Annotated in this window: 12 protein-coding genes; 5 read left to right on the forward strand and 7 right to left on the reverse strand. The window is 53.9% G+C overall.

Annotation, left to right across the window (positions count from 1 at the left end):
- Positions 1-25 precede the first annotated feature (25 nt).
- A complete protein-coding gene (gene osmB / locus AB8809_RS10500) occupies positions 26-241 on the reverse strand; it encodes an osmotically-inducible lipoprotein OsmB (protein ID WP_010276685.1) in 216 nt (71 codons plus the stop codon).
- Between the two features lie 334 nt (positions 242-575).
- Here osmB and araD point away from each other — a divergent pair, with 334 nt between their 5' ends.
- Entirely contained in the window at positions 576-1,271 is a 696-nt protein-coding gene (araD, locus tag AB8809_RS10505; RefSeq protein ID WP_349856038.1) for an L-ribulose-5-phosphate 4-epimerase, read from the forward strand.
- A 141-nt stretch (positions 1,272-1,412) separates the two neighbouring features.
- Here the strand turns inward: araD and AB8809_RS10510 are convergent, their stop codons facing one another.
- Positions 1,413-3,476, reverse strand: coding sequence for a carbon starvation CstA family protein (locus AB8809_RS10510; protein ID WP_015840575.1), 2,064 nt, complete (start codon positions 3,474-3,476; stop codon positions 1,413-1,415).
- 515 nt (positions 3,477-3,991) lie between these two features.
- On the reverse strand, positions 3,992-5,173 hold the full coding sequence (locus AB8809_RS10515; RefSeq protein WP_349856037.1) for an MFS transporter: 1,182 nt from the start codon (positions 5,171-5,173) through the stop codon (positions 3,992-3,994).
- Between the two features lie 71 nt (positions 5,174-5,244).
- On the opposite strand from AB8809_RS10515, the gene AB8809_RS10520 reads away from it, so the two are divergent.
- Complete coding sequence (locus tag AB8809_RS10520; protein ID WP_015840573.1) at positions 5,245-5,748, forward strand: Lrp/AsnC family transcriptional regulator; 504 nt, start codon at positions 5,245-5,247, stop codon at positions 5,746-5,748.
- A 53-nt stretch (positions 5,749-5,801) separates the two neighbouring features.
- On the opposite strand, the gene AB8809_RS10525 is transcribed toward AB8809_RS10520, so the two are convergent.
- From AB8809_RS10525 to AB8809_RS10535, 3 genes are all read right to left on the reverse strand, one after another.
- Positions 5,802-6,719 carry an aldo/keto reductase family oxidoreductase gene (locus AB8809_RS10525; protein ID WP_015840572.1) on the reverse strand — a complete coding sequence of 306 codons (918 nt, stop codon included), beginning with the start codon at positions 6,717-6,719 and terminating at the stop codon, positions 5,802-5,804.
- A 204-nt stretch (positions 6,720-6,923) separates the two neighbouring features.
- Entirely contained in the window at positions 6,924-8,858 is a 1,935-nt protein-coding gene (locus AB8809_RS10530) for an exoribonuclease II (RefSeq protein WP_181848725.1), read from the reverse strand.
- Between the two features lie 236 nt (positions 8,859-9,094).
- The gene (locus AB8809_RS10535; protein ID WP_180777994.1) at positions 9,095-11,407 is read right to left on the reverse strand and encodes an FdhF/YdeP family oxidoreductase; all 2,313 of its coding nucleotides are present in this window, start codon (positions 11,405-11,407) and stop codon (positions 9,095-9,097) included.
- Positions 11,408-11,826: 419 nt separating this feature from the next.
- On the opposite strand from AB8809_RS10535, the gene AB8809_RS10540 reads away from it, so the two are divergent.
- Positions 11,827-12,729 (forward strand): LysR family transcriptional regulator, encoded by a 903-nt coding sequence (locus tag AB8809_RS10540; protein ID WP_180778084.1) that lies wholly within the window; start codon positions 11,827-11,829, stop codon positions 12,727-12,729.
- Here AB8809_RS10540 and AB8809_RS10545 read toward each other — a convergent pair.
- On the reverse strand, positions 12,720-13,790 hold the full coding sequence (locus AB8809_RS10545) for a LacI family DNA-binding transcriptional regulator (protein ID WP_182100146.1): 1,071 nt from the start codon (positions 13,788-13,790) through the stop codon (positions 12,720-12,722). The two genes, AB8809_RS10540 and AB8809_RS10545, sit on opposite strands and share 10 nt — an antisense overlap.
- 320 nt (positions 13,791-14,110) lie before the next feature.
- Between AB8809_RS10545 and AB8809_RS10550 the strand changes: the two genes are divergently transcribed.
- Together AB8809_RS10550 and AB8809_RS10555 are read left to right on the forward strand one after the other, a co-directional pair.
- Positions 14,111-15,421: an MFS transporter gene (locus tag AB8809_RS10550; RefSeq protein ID WP_015840567.1), complete on the forward strand. Its 1,311-nt coding sequence runs from the start codon at positions 14,111-14,113 to the stop codon at positions 15,419-15,421.
- A gap of 34 nt (positions 15,422-15,455) precedes the next feature.
- A complete protein-coding gene (locus AB8809_RS10555) occupies positions 15,456-17,822 on the forward strand; it encodes a glycoside hydrolase family 31 protein (RefSeq protein ID WP_349856036.1) in 2,367 nt (788 codons plus the stop codon).
- Positions 17,823-17,975: the final 153 nt, after the last annotated feature.

Genomic DNA, 17,975 nt, shown 5'->3' on the forward strand with positions numbered 1-17,975 from the left:
CGTAAACCTGCTGCTCATGAATTCGTTATTTATCGACCTGACGGCCAATCAGCCCGCCGATAGCGGCGCCGCCCAGCGTTCCTAATGTTCCGCCATCCGTTAAGATAGCCCCACCTACCGCACCGGCACCGGCACCAATCGCGGTATTACGGTCACGTTTAGACATGTTTGAACAGCCCGCGAGCGTAACAGCAAGCGTAATCGCCAGGGCGGCTGTTGCAAAACGTTTGTTTAATTTCATCTTTTTCCCCTTCTGCTCTTTGTCTCACGTTTCTTGTGAGGAAATATCGAACAACGTGCTTTTTACGGTATTAAATAAAGAAATCGAGCCTTTTACCGCTTGATGACAAGTATAATCATCGGAAAAAACTGCAACAGGTAAAAACTCTTAATTCCCCCACGGTTATGTTAACGATAGCAATAATTGATAAATCTGGCTGTTTTTTGCTCAATTATGTGGGGTGTCTCTTTCTTTTTCCCATAGCAGAACACCGCTAGGTCTTTAGCGATTTAGCCCATAGCGACGCGCTCGTCAGGCCGCGAAAATGGTGTCATCGCGTCGATGGGAGGCTGATATGTTAGAAACGCTAAAAAAACAGGTGTTGGAAGCCAATCTGGCCTTACCACAGCACAATCTGGTGACATTCACCTGGGGAAATGTCAGCGCGGTGGATCGGCAGCATGGTCTGATGGTGATCAAACCTTCTGGCGTGGAGTATTCAGCCATGACGCTAGAGGATATGGTTGTCGTTGAACTGGAAAGTGGCAAGGTGGTTGAGGGGACGAAGAAACCGTCGTCAGATACCGATACCCACCGTGTACTGTATCTGGCGTTTGCCGATATCGGCGGTATTGTGCATACCCATTCCCGCCATGCCACGATCTGGGCACAAGCGGGTAAAGATATTCCAGCCTGGGGAACCACGCATGCGGACTACTTTTATGGTCCTATTCCCTGTACACGCCTGATGACGGATGAAGAAATCAACGGTCGCTACGAGTGGGAAACCGGGCAAGTGATCGTCGAAACGTTCCAGCAGCGTGGCATTTCTCCGGTAGATGTCCCCGCCGTACTAGTTAACTCGCACGGCCCCTTTGCATGGGGGAAAGATGCAGACAACGCGGTGCACAATGCTGTTGTTCTGGAAGAACTTGCCTACATGGGGATTTTCTCGCGCCAGCTAACACCTCAACTGGGCGAGATGCAGCAAACCCTGCTGGATAAACACTATTTGCGTAAGCACGGTAAGAACGCCTATTACGGACAATAAACCGCAGCGATTCCTTTCACTTTCCATTTAAGTTACATAGCGCCGCATTTGCGGCGCTATCGTTTTTATGTCGGACAGAGATGGCACGCCATAAAAAATCCCTCCGCGAGGGAGGGATTGAGAAATGGGCGTCGGTGGCGTTTAAGGTTGCACGCCGTCCCGTAATACAACTGGCGTCTCTTTTGCCGTTGGGACATCGCTGTTCAGTGCACGACGAATGACGAAGAATGCAGAAACCAGCATCGTCACCGCTACCAGCATGAAGAACCCGCACAGCGCGGCGTTGATCTGGTTACTGAAGACGATGGTTTCCATGTCTTTAATCGATTTGGCCGGGGCGATCAGGGTATTTTGCTCAATGCCCGCCGCGAAGCGTTTCGCCTGTGCCAGAAAACCGATGCTAGGTTTTTCATGGAAGATTTTTTGCCAGCCCGCTGTCATCGACGTAATAAACAGCCACACGGTAGGGACGATAGTCACCCACGCATAGCGCTGTTTCTTCATCTTGAACAACACCACGGTACCGAGAATTAACGCCATTGAAGCCAGCATTTGGTTACCGATACCGAACAATGGCCAGAGCGTATTGATCCCTCCAAGTGGATCGATGACACCCTGATACACGAAGAATCCCCAACCGGAAACGGCGACGGTTGTACCGGCCAGGTTCCCCAACCAGGAGTGGCTATTGGCCAGTCTGGGAATTGCAATCCCCACCAGATCTTGCACCATGAAGCGACAGGCGCGCGTCCCGGCATCTACTGCGGTCAGAATGAACAGAGCTTCAAACAGAATCGCGAAGTGATACCAGAATGCCATCATCGCCCGGCTATTAAAGATCTCGGTGATGATGTAGGCCATGCCCACTGCGAAGGTTGGTGCACCGCCGGCGCGGGAAAGAATGGAGGCTTCGCCAACGTCATTGGCAATCGCGCTCAACTCCTGCGGGGTAATCACAAATCCCCAGCTATTGATGGCCTGCGAGGCGCTCTCAACCGTGGTGCCGATCAGCGCGGCAGGTGAGTTCATGGCGAAGTAGATGCCCGGTTCGATGACTGAGGCACAAATCAGCGCCATGATGGCGACGAAGGATTCCATCAGCATGGCACCATAGCCAATGAAACGGATGTGGCTTTCACGTTCAACCAGTTTCGGCGTGGTGCCGCTGGAAACCAGCGCATGGAAGCCCGAAATCGCGCCACAGGCGATGGTAATAAACAAGAAGGGGAACAGCGTACCGGAGAAGACCGGGCCGGTGCCGTCAATAAAGCGGGAAACGGCGGGCATTTTCATTTCCGGCATCGCGAACACGATACCGAAGGCCAGACCGATAATGACCCCGATTTTCAGGAAGGTGGAAAGGTAATCACGCGGCGCCAGCAGCAGCCAGACCGGCAACACGGAGGCGATGAAGCCGTAGATCACCAGAATCCAGGTGAGCGACGTGCCTTTCAGTGTGAAGAACGGACCCCAGTAGGGATGTGCAGCAATGTTACCGCCATACACAATCGCCAGCATCATCAGCACAAAACCGATGATAGACACTTCCGCGATTTTACCCGGACGTAAAAAGCGCATGTAAACGCCCATAAAGAGCGCGATAGGGATGGTGGCGGCGATGGTGAACAGCCCCCATGGGCTTTCCGCCAGCGCCTTAACGACGACCAGCGCCAATGCTGAGAGAATGATGATCATCACGCCCAACGCACCGAGCATGGTGATGATACCCGCGAATGCCCCGAGTTCCTGTTTCGCCATCTCACCCAAAGAACGACCATCCCGGCGGGTTGAGATAAACAGTACCAGGAAGTCCTGCACGGCGCCCGCCAGCATAACGCCGACCAGAATCCAGATCGTGCCGGGGAGGAAGCCCATCTGTGCGGCGAGGATCGGCCCGACCAGCGGTCCGGCACCGGCGATGGCGGCGAAGTGGTGGCCGAACAGGACCCATTTATTGGTGGGAACGTAATCCAGACCGTCGTTATGACGCTCCGCCGGTGTCAGGCGGCGATCGTCGAGCTCAAAAACTTTTTTGGCGATAAACAGGCTGTAAAAGCGATAGGCAATGCTGTAACACGATACAGCAGCGACGACTAACCACACGGCATTGACGTGTTCACCGCGGCTCAGTGCCAGCGTGGCGAACGCAAAGGCGCCCGCCAGGCCGACTAGCAGCCAGATCACAATGCTCTTTACGTTACTCATAACAACGGCTCCTTCGTTATTCAGAAAGGGTATACCGTTAATACTTCAAGCTGCATGTGCGTTGGCTTCTCTTACTCACCCCAGTCACTTACTTGTGTAAGCTCCTGGGGATTCATGCGTTCGCCGCGTTACGAGGCCCATTAATGAGCCTCGCCCTCGCGGGCCAATGCTTTGCATTGTTCAAAACGTCAACGTTTTGTCTTGCAACTCGAATTATTTGGGGTATATGGCGCGAGTGTTAATGCAATTTAACAATAGTGGGTTTAATGGCGAAGAGAAGGGAGTGGATGAGAAAATGTGAGCGAAGGTGAATTTTTGTAAAGAAAATTAAAGCCCAAACAAGGGCTAACGTGCTGGCGCGGTAAAAAGGGAGAAAATAAGGGCGGCAAAACAGAGGACGCAGTCTGATGAATAATCAGCTCCGACGTGCGATAAAGATCGTGGATCCATGCTGGCAATGTCATTAGAAATACGCGGACATCGCCCGCGTATTTTTGTATGTGCTGTCTATTTCATTAATGGCATTCTACTGATGCTGTCAACGGGCTGCTTCGTTTATCGACCACCCCAACCGCGATAGCAAGGATCAGTGCACTCAGCGACAGGATCCCGCCAGCCCAGTTTGGCGCAGTGAAACCAAAGCCGCTGGCGATAACGCTTCCGCCTACCCAGGCACCAAGGGCATTACCAAGATTAAAGAGACCAATATTGACCGCGGAAGCTAGCGTCGGAGCACCTGCGGCTCTGGCCTTGTCCATCACCAGTTTCTGAATGGGAGAGACGGTCGCAAATCCAAAAGCCGCCATCAGGAATATGCACACTATCGAGGCAATCTGGCTGCTGGCCGTCAAATGGAAGATAAACAAAATGACAGCCTGTCCAAACAGCGTGATGTACAGCATGGGCATTAACGCTCTGTCAGCGAAACGGCCGCCCAGCCAGTTGCCAACGAATAAGCCCAAACCAAATACCATCAACAGCCAGGTAATCGATCCCTCTGAAAAGTGAGCGACTTCCGTCATCATGGGCGCGATATAGGTAATTGAGGTAAAGAAAGCTGCGGGACCAAGAATAGTGATGCCCATTGACAACAGGACTTTTGAGTTTCCGAATGCGGCAAACTCATGCCCGATATGCTGTGCTTTGGGTTTGGCTGTGGGAGGAATAAGCATAATTACGCCGACCGCCGTGGCGACCCCAATCATCGTGATGACGTAGAACGTGGCTTGCCAGGAGAACTGATGGCTAATCCAGGTTCCTACTGGGACGCCGATAAGGTTCGCGACCGTAAGGCCGGAAAACATAAAGGCGATCGCACTGACACGTTTCTCTTTAGGCACCATTTCCGCGGCGAGTACAGAACCAATCCCGAAGAAGGCACCGTGTGTCAGAGACGTGATAATGCGTCCGACGATCGCTATGCCTATAGACGGTGCGAGAGCGGTGACCAAATTCCCCAGAATAAAGAGTCCGGCAAGAAAAACCAGCATGGTTTTTTTGGGTAGCCGGGAACCGAGAATAATAAGTACAGGCGCGCCGACAAAGACCCCCAGCGCATAGCTTGTCGCCATATATGCCGCCACAGGAATCGTTACTCCGTAATCGGTAGCGATTGCCGGCAGCAAACCCGCGATGATGAATTCTGTCGTTCCAATCCCAAAGGCGCCAATAACCAGGGCCCATAAAGCAATAGGCATGATATCCCCTATGTCTAACAATTTTTGCATGTGCTAAATTATGCCTAATACCATTAGGGCAAGGAAATAAAATGACTAATGAAATAGAAAAAACGAATGTGCTTAGGCAAGAAAGGCATATCCCCGCAAAACTGGATGAAGTGGACCGAAAGATATTAGCCCTTCTGGCAACCGACAGCAGTCGGAGCTATGCCGAGTTAGGGGAAGCGCTGCACCTTTCCGCACCGTCCGTGCATGAGAGAGTGAAGCGGCTAAAAAAGGACGGGGTCATCAAGGGGACCATTGCAAAGATTGATGGCTGTAAGGTCGGTCGGACCTTATTAACCTTTGTGCTGGTAAACACGAAGAATGTCGTGAGTACCAAACGTTTACTGGCACTAAGTCATTTGCCGGAAATTGAGGAGTTTCATACCGTTGCCGGAGATTGTGGCGTCATGCTCAAGGTTCGTGCCCGGGATACGGAAGACTTAGAGGAACTGTTAGGCAAGCTACAGGAAGTGGAAGGTGTCGACAGCACACGTAGCTATATTGTCCTGTCGACCTTTGTTGAACGCGGCCCTATGCCCAGTTTGTAACGCGTTCCCGTTACCCGAGACGCAGGGCCTGTGCGCTTAAGACAACATGTGTCTTAAGGCAGAACGTTTCCGGCGGCGCGATAAATCTCGTACCATTCTTCGCGGCTGAGCGATAGGGTAGACGCCGCAGCGATGTCACGAATACGTTCCGGGCTCATGGTGCCGATAATCACCTGCATCGCGGCAGGGTGGCGCAAGATCCACGCGGTGGCGATCGCGGTGTTGGTGACGCCATGCTGCTCGGCGATGTGATTAATCGTCGCGTTCAGCTTGGGGAATTTCTCATTATCGAGGAAAACGCCCTCAAAAAAGCCGTACTGGAAGGGTGACCAGGCCTGAATGGTCATGGTATTCAGGCGGCTGTATTCCAGAATGGCGCCATCGTGATTCACCGATGCGGGGTTCGTCATATTCACGTTAAAACCCGCATCAATCATCCCCGTGTGCATGATACTGAACTGCAATTGATTGGCGATAAGCGGCTGGCGCACGGATTGTTTCAGTAGCTCAATCTGCAACGGGTTCTGATTGCTGACGCCAAAATGGCGCACTTTCCCGCTGCTTTCCAGCTCATCGAAGGCGGCGGCAACCTCATCGGGTTCAAACAGCGTATCTGGGCGATGCAGCAGGAGCGTATCAAGATAGTCTGTTTTTAAACGCTGCAGACTGCCGTCAACAGAGGCGATGATGTGCGCTTTGGAAAAATCAAAAAAACCTTTGCGGATACCGCATTTCGATTGCAGAAAAATCGACTCCCGGCGGATAGACGTCTTGTGTAAACCCGCGGCGAAAATCTCTTCCGACAAGCCGGAACCATAGATATCAGCGTGATCGAAGAAATCGATGCCCGCCTCGACGGAAGCATTGAGGATCTCAGCCGCTTCATTCGTGCTTTTCTTCGCCATTCGCATACAGCCCAGCGCAATGTTGGAAGCCTGTATCGCGGATGTGCCGATTGTTATTTTTTTCATCGGGAACACTCCTGTTAGTAGAGTTGCCGCCTGCCGTTGACTGCGATCAAAACGGTTCAGGCGTGGCTATTTCGATAAACAACTCATTGGTAAAAGTCGGTGGTAAAGCATATCGCGGAATAAACGATGATGACGCGCGGAGTCGTTCGTTATGAACGCCCGCGCGGAGATGCTGCCCGCCGAGATGAATCGGCGGTATGACGCTTATGCGGCTGGCTTTGCCACGACGCTGCGGGTTTCCAGACGAACTTCCGCGATGACGACGTCCAGCGTATCACCCTGACGATAAACCACATCGCCTTTCACCGCGAGGGTGCCCATTTCCTGGCTACACACCAGCTCATCGCGCACGGCGTGGATAAAGGAGGATGGGATAAATGCGACTGCGCCGTTATCCAGCAGGCGGACACGCAGGCCGCCGCGTGTGACATCAATGATTTCCGCGTTGAAACGCACATCGGTACCCGCTTTGTCGCTGAGGTAGCGGGCGTACAGCCAATCGCCGACATCACGCTCGGCCATACGGTTAAGGCGACGGCGTTCTGCCAACTGTACCGTAACATCGTCCTGCGGTTTTTCCGCTGCCTGTCCGGTGATAACCGCTTTCAGCAAACGGTGGTTCACCATATCGCCGTATTTACGGATAGGGGATGTCCAGGTGGCATAGGCTTCCAGCCCCAGACCAAAGTGCGGCCCCGGTGTGATGCTGACTTCCGCGAAAGACTGGAAGCGGCGAATACGGCTATCCAGGAACTGTGTCGGTTGGGCATCCAGCTCACGACGCAGCTTACAGAACCCTTCCAGCGTCAACAGTGTCTGCGCGTCGGCTTGAACACCGTGGGTGTCCAACACGGTAACGGCCTGATCAATCGATACCGGATCGAAGCCGTTATGGACGTTATAGATACCAAAGCCTAGCTTATCGCGCAGCACAATGGCCGCACAGACGTTGGCGGCAATCATGGCTTCTTCAACGATACGGTTGGCGATGCGGCGGTGTTCAACCACGATATCCAATACGTCGCCTTTTTCACCCAGCAGGAAGCGGTAATCAGGACGATCTTTAAATACCAGCGCATGGGTAGTGCGCCATTCGCTGCGAGCCAGACAGACGCGGTGCAGCAAACGGATTTGTTCAGCAATCGCGTCATTTTGCGGCTGCCATTCGCCTTGTTCTTCCAGCCAGTCGGAGACATTGTCATACGCGAGCTTGGCTTTGGATTCGATCCAGGCGGCAAAGAAGTGAATATCGTCACCCAGCGCACCATCGGCGGCAATCGTCACACGGCAGGCGAGGACAGGACGGCGCTCGTCCGGGCGCAGTGAACAGATATCATCGGACAGCGAGCGCGGCAGCATCGGGATGTTGAAGCCGGGCAGATAGTTGGTGAAGGCGCGCTGGCGTGCAATCTTGTCCAGCTCGCTACCCGCGTCGACATAGGCGGTCGGATCGGCAATCGCGATAGTTAATTGTAGAGAACCATCGCCGTTGTCCTGTACGTACAGTGCATCGTCCATATCTTCAGTGCTGGCGCTGTCGATAGTGACAAAGCTCAGCGCGGTCAGATCTTCGCGGACGAGTTCACCGTCATGGCGCTCCGTTGCTTCAACGTCCGGTGCAGCACGCTCCAGATTATGACGTGACAATGTCACCCACCACGGCACCAGCGGGTCATCGCCCGTCGTAATGTACTGTGTCAGTTCAGCATGAAATCCACGGTCGCCTTTCAGCGGGTGACGGCGCATTTCTGCCACCGCCCAATCGCCTTCCTGAAAATTGTGCGTCACATCGCGTGCGGCACGGCAGGGAATCGCATCTTTTAGCAGTGGATGATCAGGCGTAATGGATAAACGATCGTCTTTTTTATGAATGCGGCCAACAAATCGGGTCAGGAAGGGTTCGATAAGCGTTTCAGGTTCGACAATTTCCCGATCTTTTTCCGTATGCAGGGTGGCGGTAATCCGGTCACCGTGCATCACTTTTTTCATATGTGGAGGGGGAATGAAATAGCTTTTTTGTCCGTCAGCTTCAAGAAAGCCAAATCCTTTATCGGTGCCTTTGACGACACCTTCAACACGCGGTGTCTGAGAGTGAAGTTGCTGTTTTAGCTGTGCAAGCAGCGGATTATCTTGAAACATAGCGTCCAGAAATACGGTTGTGAATGGCTCAATTAGCGGTTCACAGTTTTACTCGAATCGGGTGCTGGCGGCAAGAATAATCGGGGATGGTGTGGGTGTATTGTGGCGGTGAAAGCGCGAATCAATCTGAGAAAAGTCAGGACTGATTTCAACGCCTTCACCTGCCGTGCACATCATCGAGTTTGTGGCACGGCAGGGGCGTTGACGGAATGATTTACAGCCTAATGGGCAGATGCTTAGGCGATACGCAGCAGAGGCTCTGCTTGCGTACTGCGTCGAACACTAACCGGTACCGATTTAGAGGTCGGCGTGTGCGTTTCATCCCCGAAGCTGGACAACGGTACCAGCGGGTTGGTTTCCGGGTAGTAGGCCGCCAGATTGCCGCGTGGAATAGCGTAGCTCACCAGCTTGAAACCGTTGACGATACGGGTTATGCCATCGTTCCACAGCGTTTCGATATCGACCAGATCGCCATCTTCCAGCCCCAGCGCGCTGATATCATCCGGGTGCATGAACAGGACCTCCCGCTGCCCGTACACGCCGCGGTAGCGGTCATCCAGCCCATAAATGGTGGTGTTGTACTGATCGTGTGAACGCAGGGTTTGCAGGGTAAAAGGCACGTCGCTGCCTTGTAGCTGTGGGAACAGCGTATCGGGCAACTTGGCCTGGCTGAATTGCGCCTTCTCGTTGAGGGTATTGAAGCGCAATTCGGCGGCAGCGTTACCGAGATAGAATCCGCCCGGCAGGTCGCAGTTGGCATTGAAATCGGTAAAGCCGGGAATGGTCGCGGCGATGTGATCGCGGATGCGTGAGTAATCGTCCGCCAGCGCCAGCCAGTCGAGCTGTTCATGACCGAGGACCGCATCAGCAATCCCGGCAACAATCGCGGTTTCCGAGCGCTGCAACGGCGAAAGCGGCTGCCCGACACCCTGTGACGCATGCACCATGCTGAAAGAGTCTTCGACGGTAATAAACTGCGGGCCGCTGGCCTGCATGTCGAGATCGGTTCGGCCAAGCGTCGGCAGAATCAGCGCATCAACCTTGCCAGTAACCAGGTGGCTGCGATTGAGTTTGGTACTGATATGCACGGTTAGATCGCAGCGGCTGAGTGCCTCTTCGGTACGCGCTGAATCCGGTGCAGCAGCAGCGAGGTTACCGCCCAGCGCGATGAGCACTTTTATCTCATCACGCAGCATGGCCTCCAGCGCTTCTACCGTGTTGTGGCCTGCGGCGTAAGGCGGTGTGAAGTCATAATGCGCCGCCAGACGATCGAGAAATGCCGCTGTCGGCTTCTCATCGATCCCCATGGTCCGGTTACCCTGCACATTACTGTGGCCGCGTACTGGACACAGACCTGCACCCGGTTTCCCCAACTGCCCGAACAGCAGTTGCAGGTTGACGATCTCCCGCACGGTAGCGACGGAATGCTTGTGCTGGGTAATGCCCATCGCCCAGGTGCAAATCACACGTGGAGACTGCTGATAAATCGCCGCCACATAGCGTAGTTGCGCTTCGCTCAGGCCGGATTGCTGTTCGATTTTCTGCCAACTGGTGGCGTCCACCACGGCGAGGTATTCATCCACCTGCTGGGTGTGTGTAGACAGGAAATCCTGATCGAATAAACCCGCTTCCCCGGCAGACAGACGCTGGCGATGTGTTTCCAGCAATGCTTTTACCATGCCGCGCACGGCAGCCATATCGCCGCCCAGATTAGGCTGTAGGTAGGTTTCACTAATGGTGCCGGACAGCGGCGTGAGCAGCTCCAGCGGATTCTGCGGATTGGCAAAACGTTCCAGACCGCGTTCGCGTAGCGTATTAAAGGAGACGATGTGCGCGCCGCGATCGGCAGCGTGGCGCAGGCTGTGCAGCATGCGTGGATGATTGGTGCCGGGATTCTGACCAAAAACGAAAATCGCGTCAGCGTGTTCGAAATCGTCCAGCCGGATCGTGCCTTTCCCCACGCCGATACTTTGTTTCAGGCCAATTCCGCTGGCCTCATGGCACATATTTGAGCAGTCGGGGAAATTGTTGGTGCCCAACATGCGGCCAAAAAGCTGATACAGATAAGAGGCTTCATTACTGGCACGGCCGGACGTATAAAGCTCCACCTGATCGGGATGAGCCATATTATTGATGTGCTGAGCAATCAGCGCAAACGCTGCGTCCCAGTCGATGGGAACATAGCGGTCGCTGGCGCGGTCATAGCGCATCGGGTGGGTTAAACGCCCCTGATACTCAAGGAAATAGTCGCTTTGCTGGCGTAGCGTCGTGACGCTATGGGCGGCGAAGAAATCCAGATCGACCGCTTTGCGCGTCGCTTCCCAACTTACCGCTTTCGCGCCGTTTTCGCAGAAACTGAACGTGCTGCTGTTGTCATCACCCCAGGCGCAGCCGGGGCAGTCAAAACCTTTCGATTTATTGACCCGCAACAAGTTTCGGATATTTTTCAGCGCTTGCTTGCTGTCGAGCACAAAACGCGTGGTGGCTTCCAACGAGCCCCAGCCGCCAGCCGCATTGCGGTATGGCTTGATGGATGGTTTGAATTTCATAGCATGTTCCGCAGGTGAATAAACCCGTCATACTTCAAGTTGCAGGTGTGTTGGCCGCCTCGCTCACCCCAGTCACTTACTTGAGTAAGCTCCTGGGGACTCGCTGCGTTGCCGCCGTCCTGAAACTCGAATTATTTAGGGTTTTGTTTTTTTTATGTGAACAAAATTTTAAATATTTGCTCTTGAGGGAAGTTTAGGTGCCGTCGGCGATCCCGTCTAATCAAATGCGGCTATGGTGGGATAGAGGCTATTTATCAGAGTATATACCCGTCATACTTCAAGTTGCATGTGCGTTGGCTGCGCTCACTCACCCGAATCACTTACTTGAGTAAGCTCATCGGGATTCCCTTACTTGCCGCCTTCCTGAAACTCGAATTATTTAGGGTATACTTGTGGCTTGCCCACTACAGAGTCTGACGATGGATATTAAGCAACTGCAATACCTGTGCAATCTGGAGAAAGAGCGCCATTTTGGCCGGGCAGCGGAAGCCAGTTTTGTCAGCCAGCCAACGCTCTCCATGCGGTTGAAGAATCTGGAAAAAGAGCTGGATTTGGCGCTAATCAACCGGGGTAACAATTTTGAAGGCTTTACCGCCGAAGGCGAGCGCGTGCTGGCCTGGGCGCGGGAGATCGTCTCGGTGTATCAGGGGCTGAAGCTTGAAGTGGCGTCGCTGAAGCGTGGCGTGAGTGGCGTATTGCGCATCGGTGCGGTGCCGCAAAGCAGCATCGCGTTATCGAGCCTGCTGGCCGCGGTCAATGAGGTTTACCCGCAGTTGGATTTTCAGATTTCGCTGTTCAGTGCGGATCAACTGCTGGAAGCGCTGAATGCGCATTCGGTAGATGTCGGTATCGGCTTTTTTGAGTTTTCGACGCTACAGGAGCTGCACTTTCAGGCATCGCCGTTGACGGAGCAGGGTATCGATCTGTTGTTTCATCCTCAGCATTTCCCGCAGTTAGTGGGTGACACGCCGCTGCCTCTCACCGCACTTTCTGACGTGCCGCTCTGCCTGGCGGAGGCCAGCCGCTATTTCCGCCGCTATCTGGATAGCCATTTTCGCGAAATGGGCGTCTCGCCGTGGGTCAAGGTGGAAAGCGCTTCTGTCCTGCAACTGATCCAAAGTACCTATGTTGGGCTGGGGTGTGGGATTGTTCCCCACGGTAGCTTGATCCCGGAAATGACGCCTGCGTTAACGCTGCGGCCGCTGCAATTTCCGCCGATGCGCCGCCGCGCCGCGGTTGTTGTCGCACAGGCAGGCAGAGCAACGCCGCTGGCGCAGAACTTCTTTGATGCGGCGCAGCAGTGGTTGCAGGCTCAGTCGTAAAGGCTTTCGTCCTGTACGGGTGCAACCGATTTACTGGCGCGTAGCCGCCTGACGGACTGGCGTGCCACCAGCGTACCGTTGAGTAGCGTGTTGCCAACCGGGGCTTCGGGACGGATCAAACGATATTGCAGCAGCCTGACGGCTTCTTCGCCTAGCGCTTCACGCGGCACGTGTACCGACGTTAGCGGTACATCGTGGATGGCCGACAGATTGAAGCCATCCATACTCATCACCGAGACATCCTGCGGTACGCGTAATCCCGCCTTATGCAGCGCATTGACCACCCCGACCGCGATGAAATCACCGCCTGCCAGAATAGCCGTAGGCCATTTATCCTGCGGACAGCGTGACAAAAAGGCGGTCATCGCCTGTTCCGCATCTGCCGTGCTGAAATTATCTAACGACAGCAAGTTCTCCCCGCTGGAAAACGGCAGATTATGATACTGATAGGCATCCCGGATACCGTCCAGACGTAGCTCCATTGTGTAGCGACGCAGGCATAACAGCGTCAACACGGTATGGTGTCCTTGCTCGAAGAGATAGTGCGCGGAGAACTCGCCGATTAACCGGTGTGCCGGTGCCACACCCGGTAATCGCATCTTACGGTCGAGACAGTTAATCAATATGCAGGGCTTACCGCTGTCTGCCGCCAGCGCGTGAATATAGGGATCGTCGATGCCGATCAGCAGCGCCGCCTCCGTGGCCGGATCGCGCATTTTGTCTAAAAAGAGCGCGGCATCGCTGTCATTTTCCTCCAGTCCACAGTACCGCACTCGCACATCGTGTGGCTTCAGGGCATCAATGATGCTCTGTACCACTTTGTGATAGAAGATGTCGGACCGAATATCAAAAGCGCGCGGCGGGGCGAATATCGTCAGCCCGTTCAAGAGCAGGCGGCCGTTGGCAAGATCGGCCAGTACGCCGCACTGGCGGGCACAGTTGAGAATGTCTGCTTTTGCGTGCTCGCTGGTATTGGACTGACCAGACAATACGCGTGAAACCGTACTGATCGAGTAGCCTGTCCGCTGCGCAATTTCACGTATTTTCAGGTTTCCTTTCATTTTGTGATCCCGTTCACCTTCGAAAATGACAAAGTTTTCATTGCCATCTGTTGCCTGTTTTCAGGCGGTACAGAGGTTTTTTTGCCTGCATTTTGACCATAGCATGAAAATGTTTTCAAAAAAGTGAGTGTTTCACGATTTTCAATTGTTCTACTCTCAATTTGGTAAACCAATTTCAGTGGTTAGAGGCAATAAAAAAGGATTTAAGTTAACAAATACAATGATATAAAAATGGTTTGAGTGTTCGGTAGGCTATAAATACAAAAATGCCGCTGAGATATCAGACCAATGTAACCCTACTTTCCTGTATAGGAGTCACCATGAGTCTCGACATCAATTCGTCCTCCATCGCTACCAAAGGTAAACGGACATTCAGAAATTTGCGCTGGTGGGTTCTTGGCCTGTTTCTGCTTGGCGTTACTGTTAACTACATCACGCGTAATTCGCTCGGTATTCTGGCACCAGAACTGAAAACCACGATGGGCATTACCACCGAACAATATTCCTGGATTGTGGGTGCATTCCAACTGGCCTATACCATTTTCCAGCCGGTGTGCGGCTGGCTGATCGATGTCATTGGTCTGAAAATGGGCTTTATGATTTGTGCCACAATCTGGGCGCTGATGTGCATCTTCCACGCGGGAGCGGGAAGCTGGCTGCATCTGGCGATCCTGCGCTTCTTTATGGGCGCGTCCGAAGCGGCGGCGACGCCGGCGAATGCCAAAACGCTGGGCGAGTGGTTCCCGAAAAAGGAACGCCCAATTGCGGCAGGCTGGGCCGGTGTCGGTTTCTCCATCGGCGCGATGCTGGCACCGCCGATTATTGTCGTGGCGCATGCCTATCTGGGCTGGCAGGGCGCGTTTATGTTCACCGGTGGGCTGGCGCTGCTGTGGGTGATGCTGTGGTGGTTGTTCTACCATAACCCGGAAGATCACCCCAATTTAAGCCGCGAGGAGCTGGATTTCATCCGTCAGGACAACGAAGCGCCTCCTGTCAAACTGCCTTTCTTTACCGCACTGAAAACCGTCTCAAAAAACAAACGCTTTTACGGTATTGCGATTCCCGCGTTTATGGCGGAACCCGCGTGGGCCGTGCTCAGCTTTTGGGTGCCGCTCTATCTGGCAAATGAACGCGGTATGGATCTGAAACAAATCGCGATGTTTGCGTGGTTACCGTTTCTTGCCGCCGATCTGGGCAGCGTCGCCAGCGGCTACCTCACTCGGCTCTACACCCGCTGGTTCGGCTGTTCGCGCGTTAACTCGATTGTGGCCAGCTCGGTAACGGGCGCGTTTCTGATGCTGTCGCTGGCGTTGGTCGCCATCAGTAAAGATCCGTGGGTAGCGATTCTGCTGATCTCCATCGGCGGGTTCGGCCATCAGGTGATTTCCTGCATGTTGAGCGCACTGGTCGTGGAATCGTTTGATAAAGGCCAGATGGCAACGGTGAACGGGATGCGTGGTTCATTCGCCTGGATTGCCAGCTTCCTGTTCTCGCTGTTGATTGGCGTCACCGCCGACAAAATCGGGTTTAACCCGTTGTTTGTCGCCATGGGATTCTTCGATCTGATCGGTGCCGTCTTCCTGATCGCGTTTATTGCTGAACGTCGTGGGAAAGCGCGGCCACAGGCGTAACGGCTAATTTATTTTTTCCTGAAAAGGACGCTGTATGAAAACGTTGAAAAATTGGGTGTTCCGTCATCAGAGCGCCGACCATGTTGAGTTGCTGGTGGATGACAGACATGTTTTTCGCCTGTACGTGCTGGAACCGATGTTGGCCCGCGTGCTGGTTAAACAAAATGATGAACTGAAGCTGAATCGCACCTGGAGCATCGCGCCGCAGCAGGATGTTCCCTGGCAGGGGCGCAGCCGCGAAAGTAGCGAAGGCTTTAGCCTGCCGGGATTCTCGCTGGAACAGTTGGACAATGCATTGCGTGTCAGCACCACGCGGATGCGTATTACGATTCATCAACCGCTGTGGCTGGCGTGGGAATACCGTGATGAACAGGGTGAATGGCAGCCGTTTGCCGCGGATAGACCCACCAGCGCCTATCTGCTGAATCCACAGGGTGACGGTGTGGCGCATTATCAGCGCCGTTTCCCAACTGAGCGTTATTACGGTCTGGGCGAGAAGGCGGGCGATCTGGAACGCACAGGACGCCGGTTTGAGTTCCGTAATCTGGATGCGATGGGCTACAACGCGGCGAGCACCGATCCGCTGTATAAGCATGTTCCGTTTACCATTACCCGACGCGATGATGTCAGTTTCGGCTTGTTTTACGATAACCTGAGCACGACCTGGCTCGATCTCGGTAATGAAATCGATAACTACCATCTGGCTTATCGGCGCTATCAGGCGGAAGCGGGCGATCTCGACTATTACCTGTTCATCGGGCCGCGCGTGCTGGATGTGACAAAAGCGTTCGTGCGCCTGACGGGTAAAACGCTCTTTGGGCCAAAGTGGAGCCTCGGCTATAGCGGTTCCACCATGCATTACACGGATGCGCCCGATGCGCAGCAGCAGCTGATGAAATTTATCGCGTTGTGCCGCGAACACAATATCCCGTGTGATTCATTTCAACTCTCGTCGGGCTACACGTCGATTAACAATAAGCGCTATGTGTTTAACTGGAACTACGACAAAGTCCCGCAGCCGGAGGTGATGTCGCAGGCTTTTCATGATGCGGGCCTCAAGCTGGCTGCCAATATCAAGCCCTGTTTACTGCAAGACCACCCCAAATATGAAGAGGTATCGGCGCAGGGGCTGTTTATCCTCGATTCCGAGTCCGATGTGCCAGAACGCTCCAGCTTTTGGGACGACGAAGGGTCGCACCTTGATTTCACTAACCCGGCAACGGTGGCGTGGTGGCAGGAGAACGTCACCCGGCAACTGCTGGAGAAAGGGATTGATTCGACGTGGAATGACAATAACGAATATGAAGTCTGGGATGGCGAAGCCCGCTGCCACGGATTCGGCGACACGATGGCGATCAAACACATTCGCCCACTGATGCCGTTGCTGATGATGCGTGCTTCGCTGGAAGCACAGCAGCGTTTTGCCCCGACGCTGCGCCCTTATCTGATCTCGCGTTCCGGCTGTGCGGGAATGCAGCGCTACGTGCAAACCTGGAGCGGCGATAATCGCACCAACTGGCAAACGCTGCGCTACAACACGCGAATGGGCGTGGGAATGAGTCTGTCCGGCCTGTTTAATGTTGGGCATGATGTCGGCGGCTTCTCCGGTGACAAACCGGACGCCGAGCTTTTTGTACGCTGGGTACAAAATGGCGTGATGCATCCGCGTTTCACCATCCATTCCTGGAATGACGATCATACGGTGAACGAACCGTGGATGTATCCTGCGGTAACGCCTGCGATACGCAGCGCCATTGAGCTTCGCTATCGTTTGCTGCCGTATTTTTACACCTTGCTGTGGCAGGCTAGCGCGGATGATGAACCGATGCTGCGCCCGACGTTCCTCGATCACGATCAAGACAGCGCGACGCTGGCAGAAACTGACGATTTCATGCTGGGACGCGATATTCTGGTTGCCAGCGTGGTTGAACCGGGGCAGCGTCAGCGTACGGTATATCTGCCAGCGAATACGTCAGGCTGGTACGATTTTCATTCCGGCCAGTGGTTCAGCGGCGGACAGACCATTGTGCTGGATGCCCCGTTGGAGCGCCTTCCACTGATGGTCCGCTCGGGGGCGATGATCCCGCTGTCGGAGCGAACGGCATATGTCAGCCCCCGTGAAGACGAACAGCGTGAATTTCTGCTCTTTCCGCCTGCGGCGGGAGGCACGGACAGCGGACTACTGTTTGAAGACGATGGTGAAACGTGGCAATGGCGCGAAGGAAACGCGCTGTGGCTGCGTTGGGAAATTCGTACGGATAACCAGCGCATTGACGTGACGTTCACATCGGAAGGGCGATATCAGCCTGCCTGGCGGCACGCGACGCTGCGCTTGCCGGCGGGCGAGCAGCGTCAGCTATACATCAACGGCGTTCGCACGGAGACCTATCAACACCAATAGCCATCCCATTTTTGCCCCGGATTATTTGTTTACCGGGGCGTTTTTTTGTTATGCAGAATATAAATAATATTCGATTGGTTATTTTCAGGATAAAGAAATGTTAATGAAGTGAATGGAATATTAAATATAGAAAAGAGTTGTGCGAATACCCTT

Source organism: Pectobacterium aroidearum (genome assembly GCF_041228105.1).
GTDB classification, from domain to species: Bacteria; Pseudomonadota; Gammaproteobacteria; order Enterobacterales; family Enterobacteriaceae; genus Pectobacterium; species Pectobacterium aroidearum.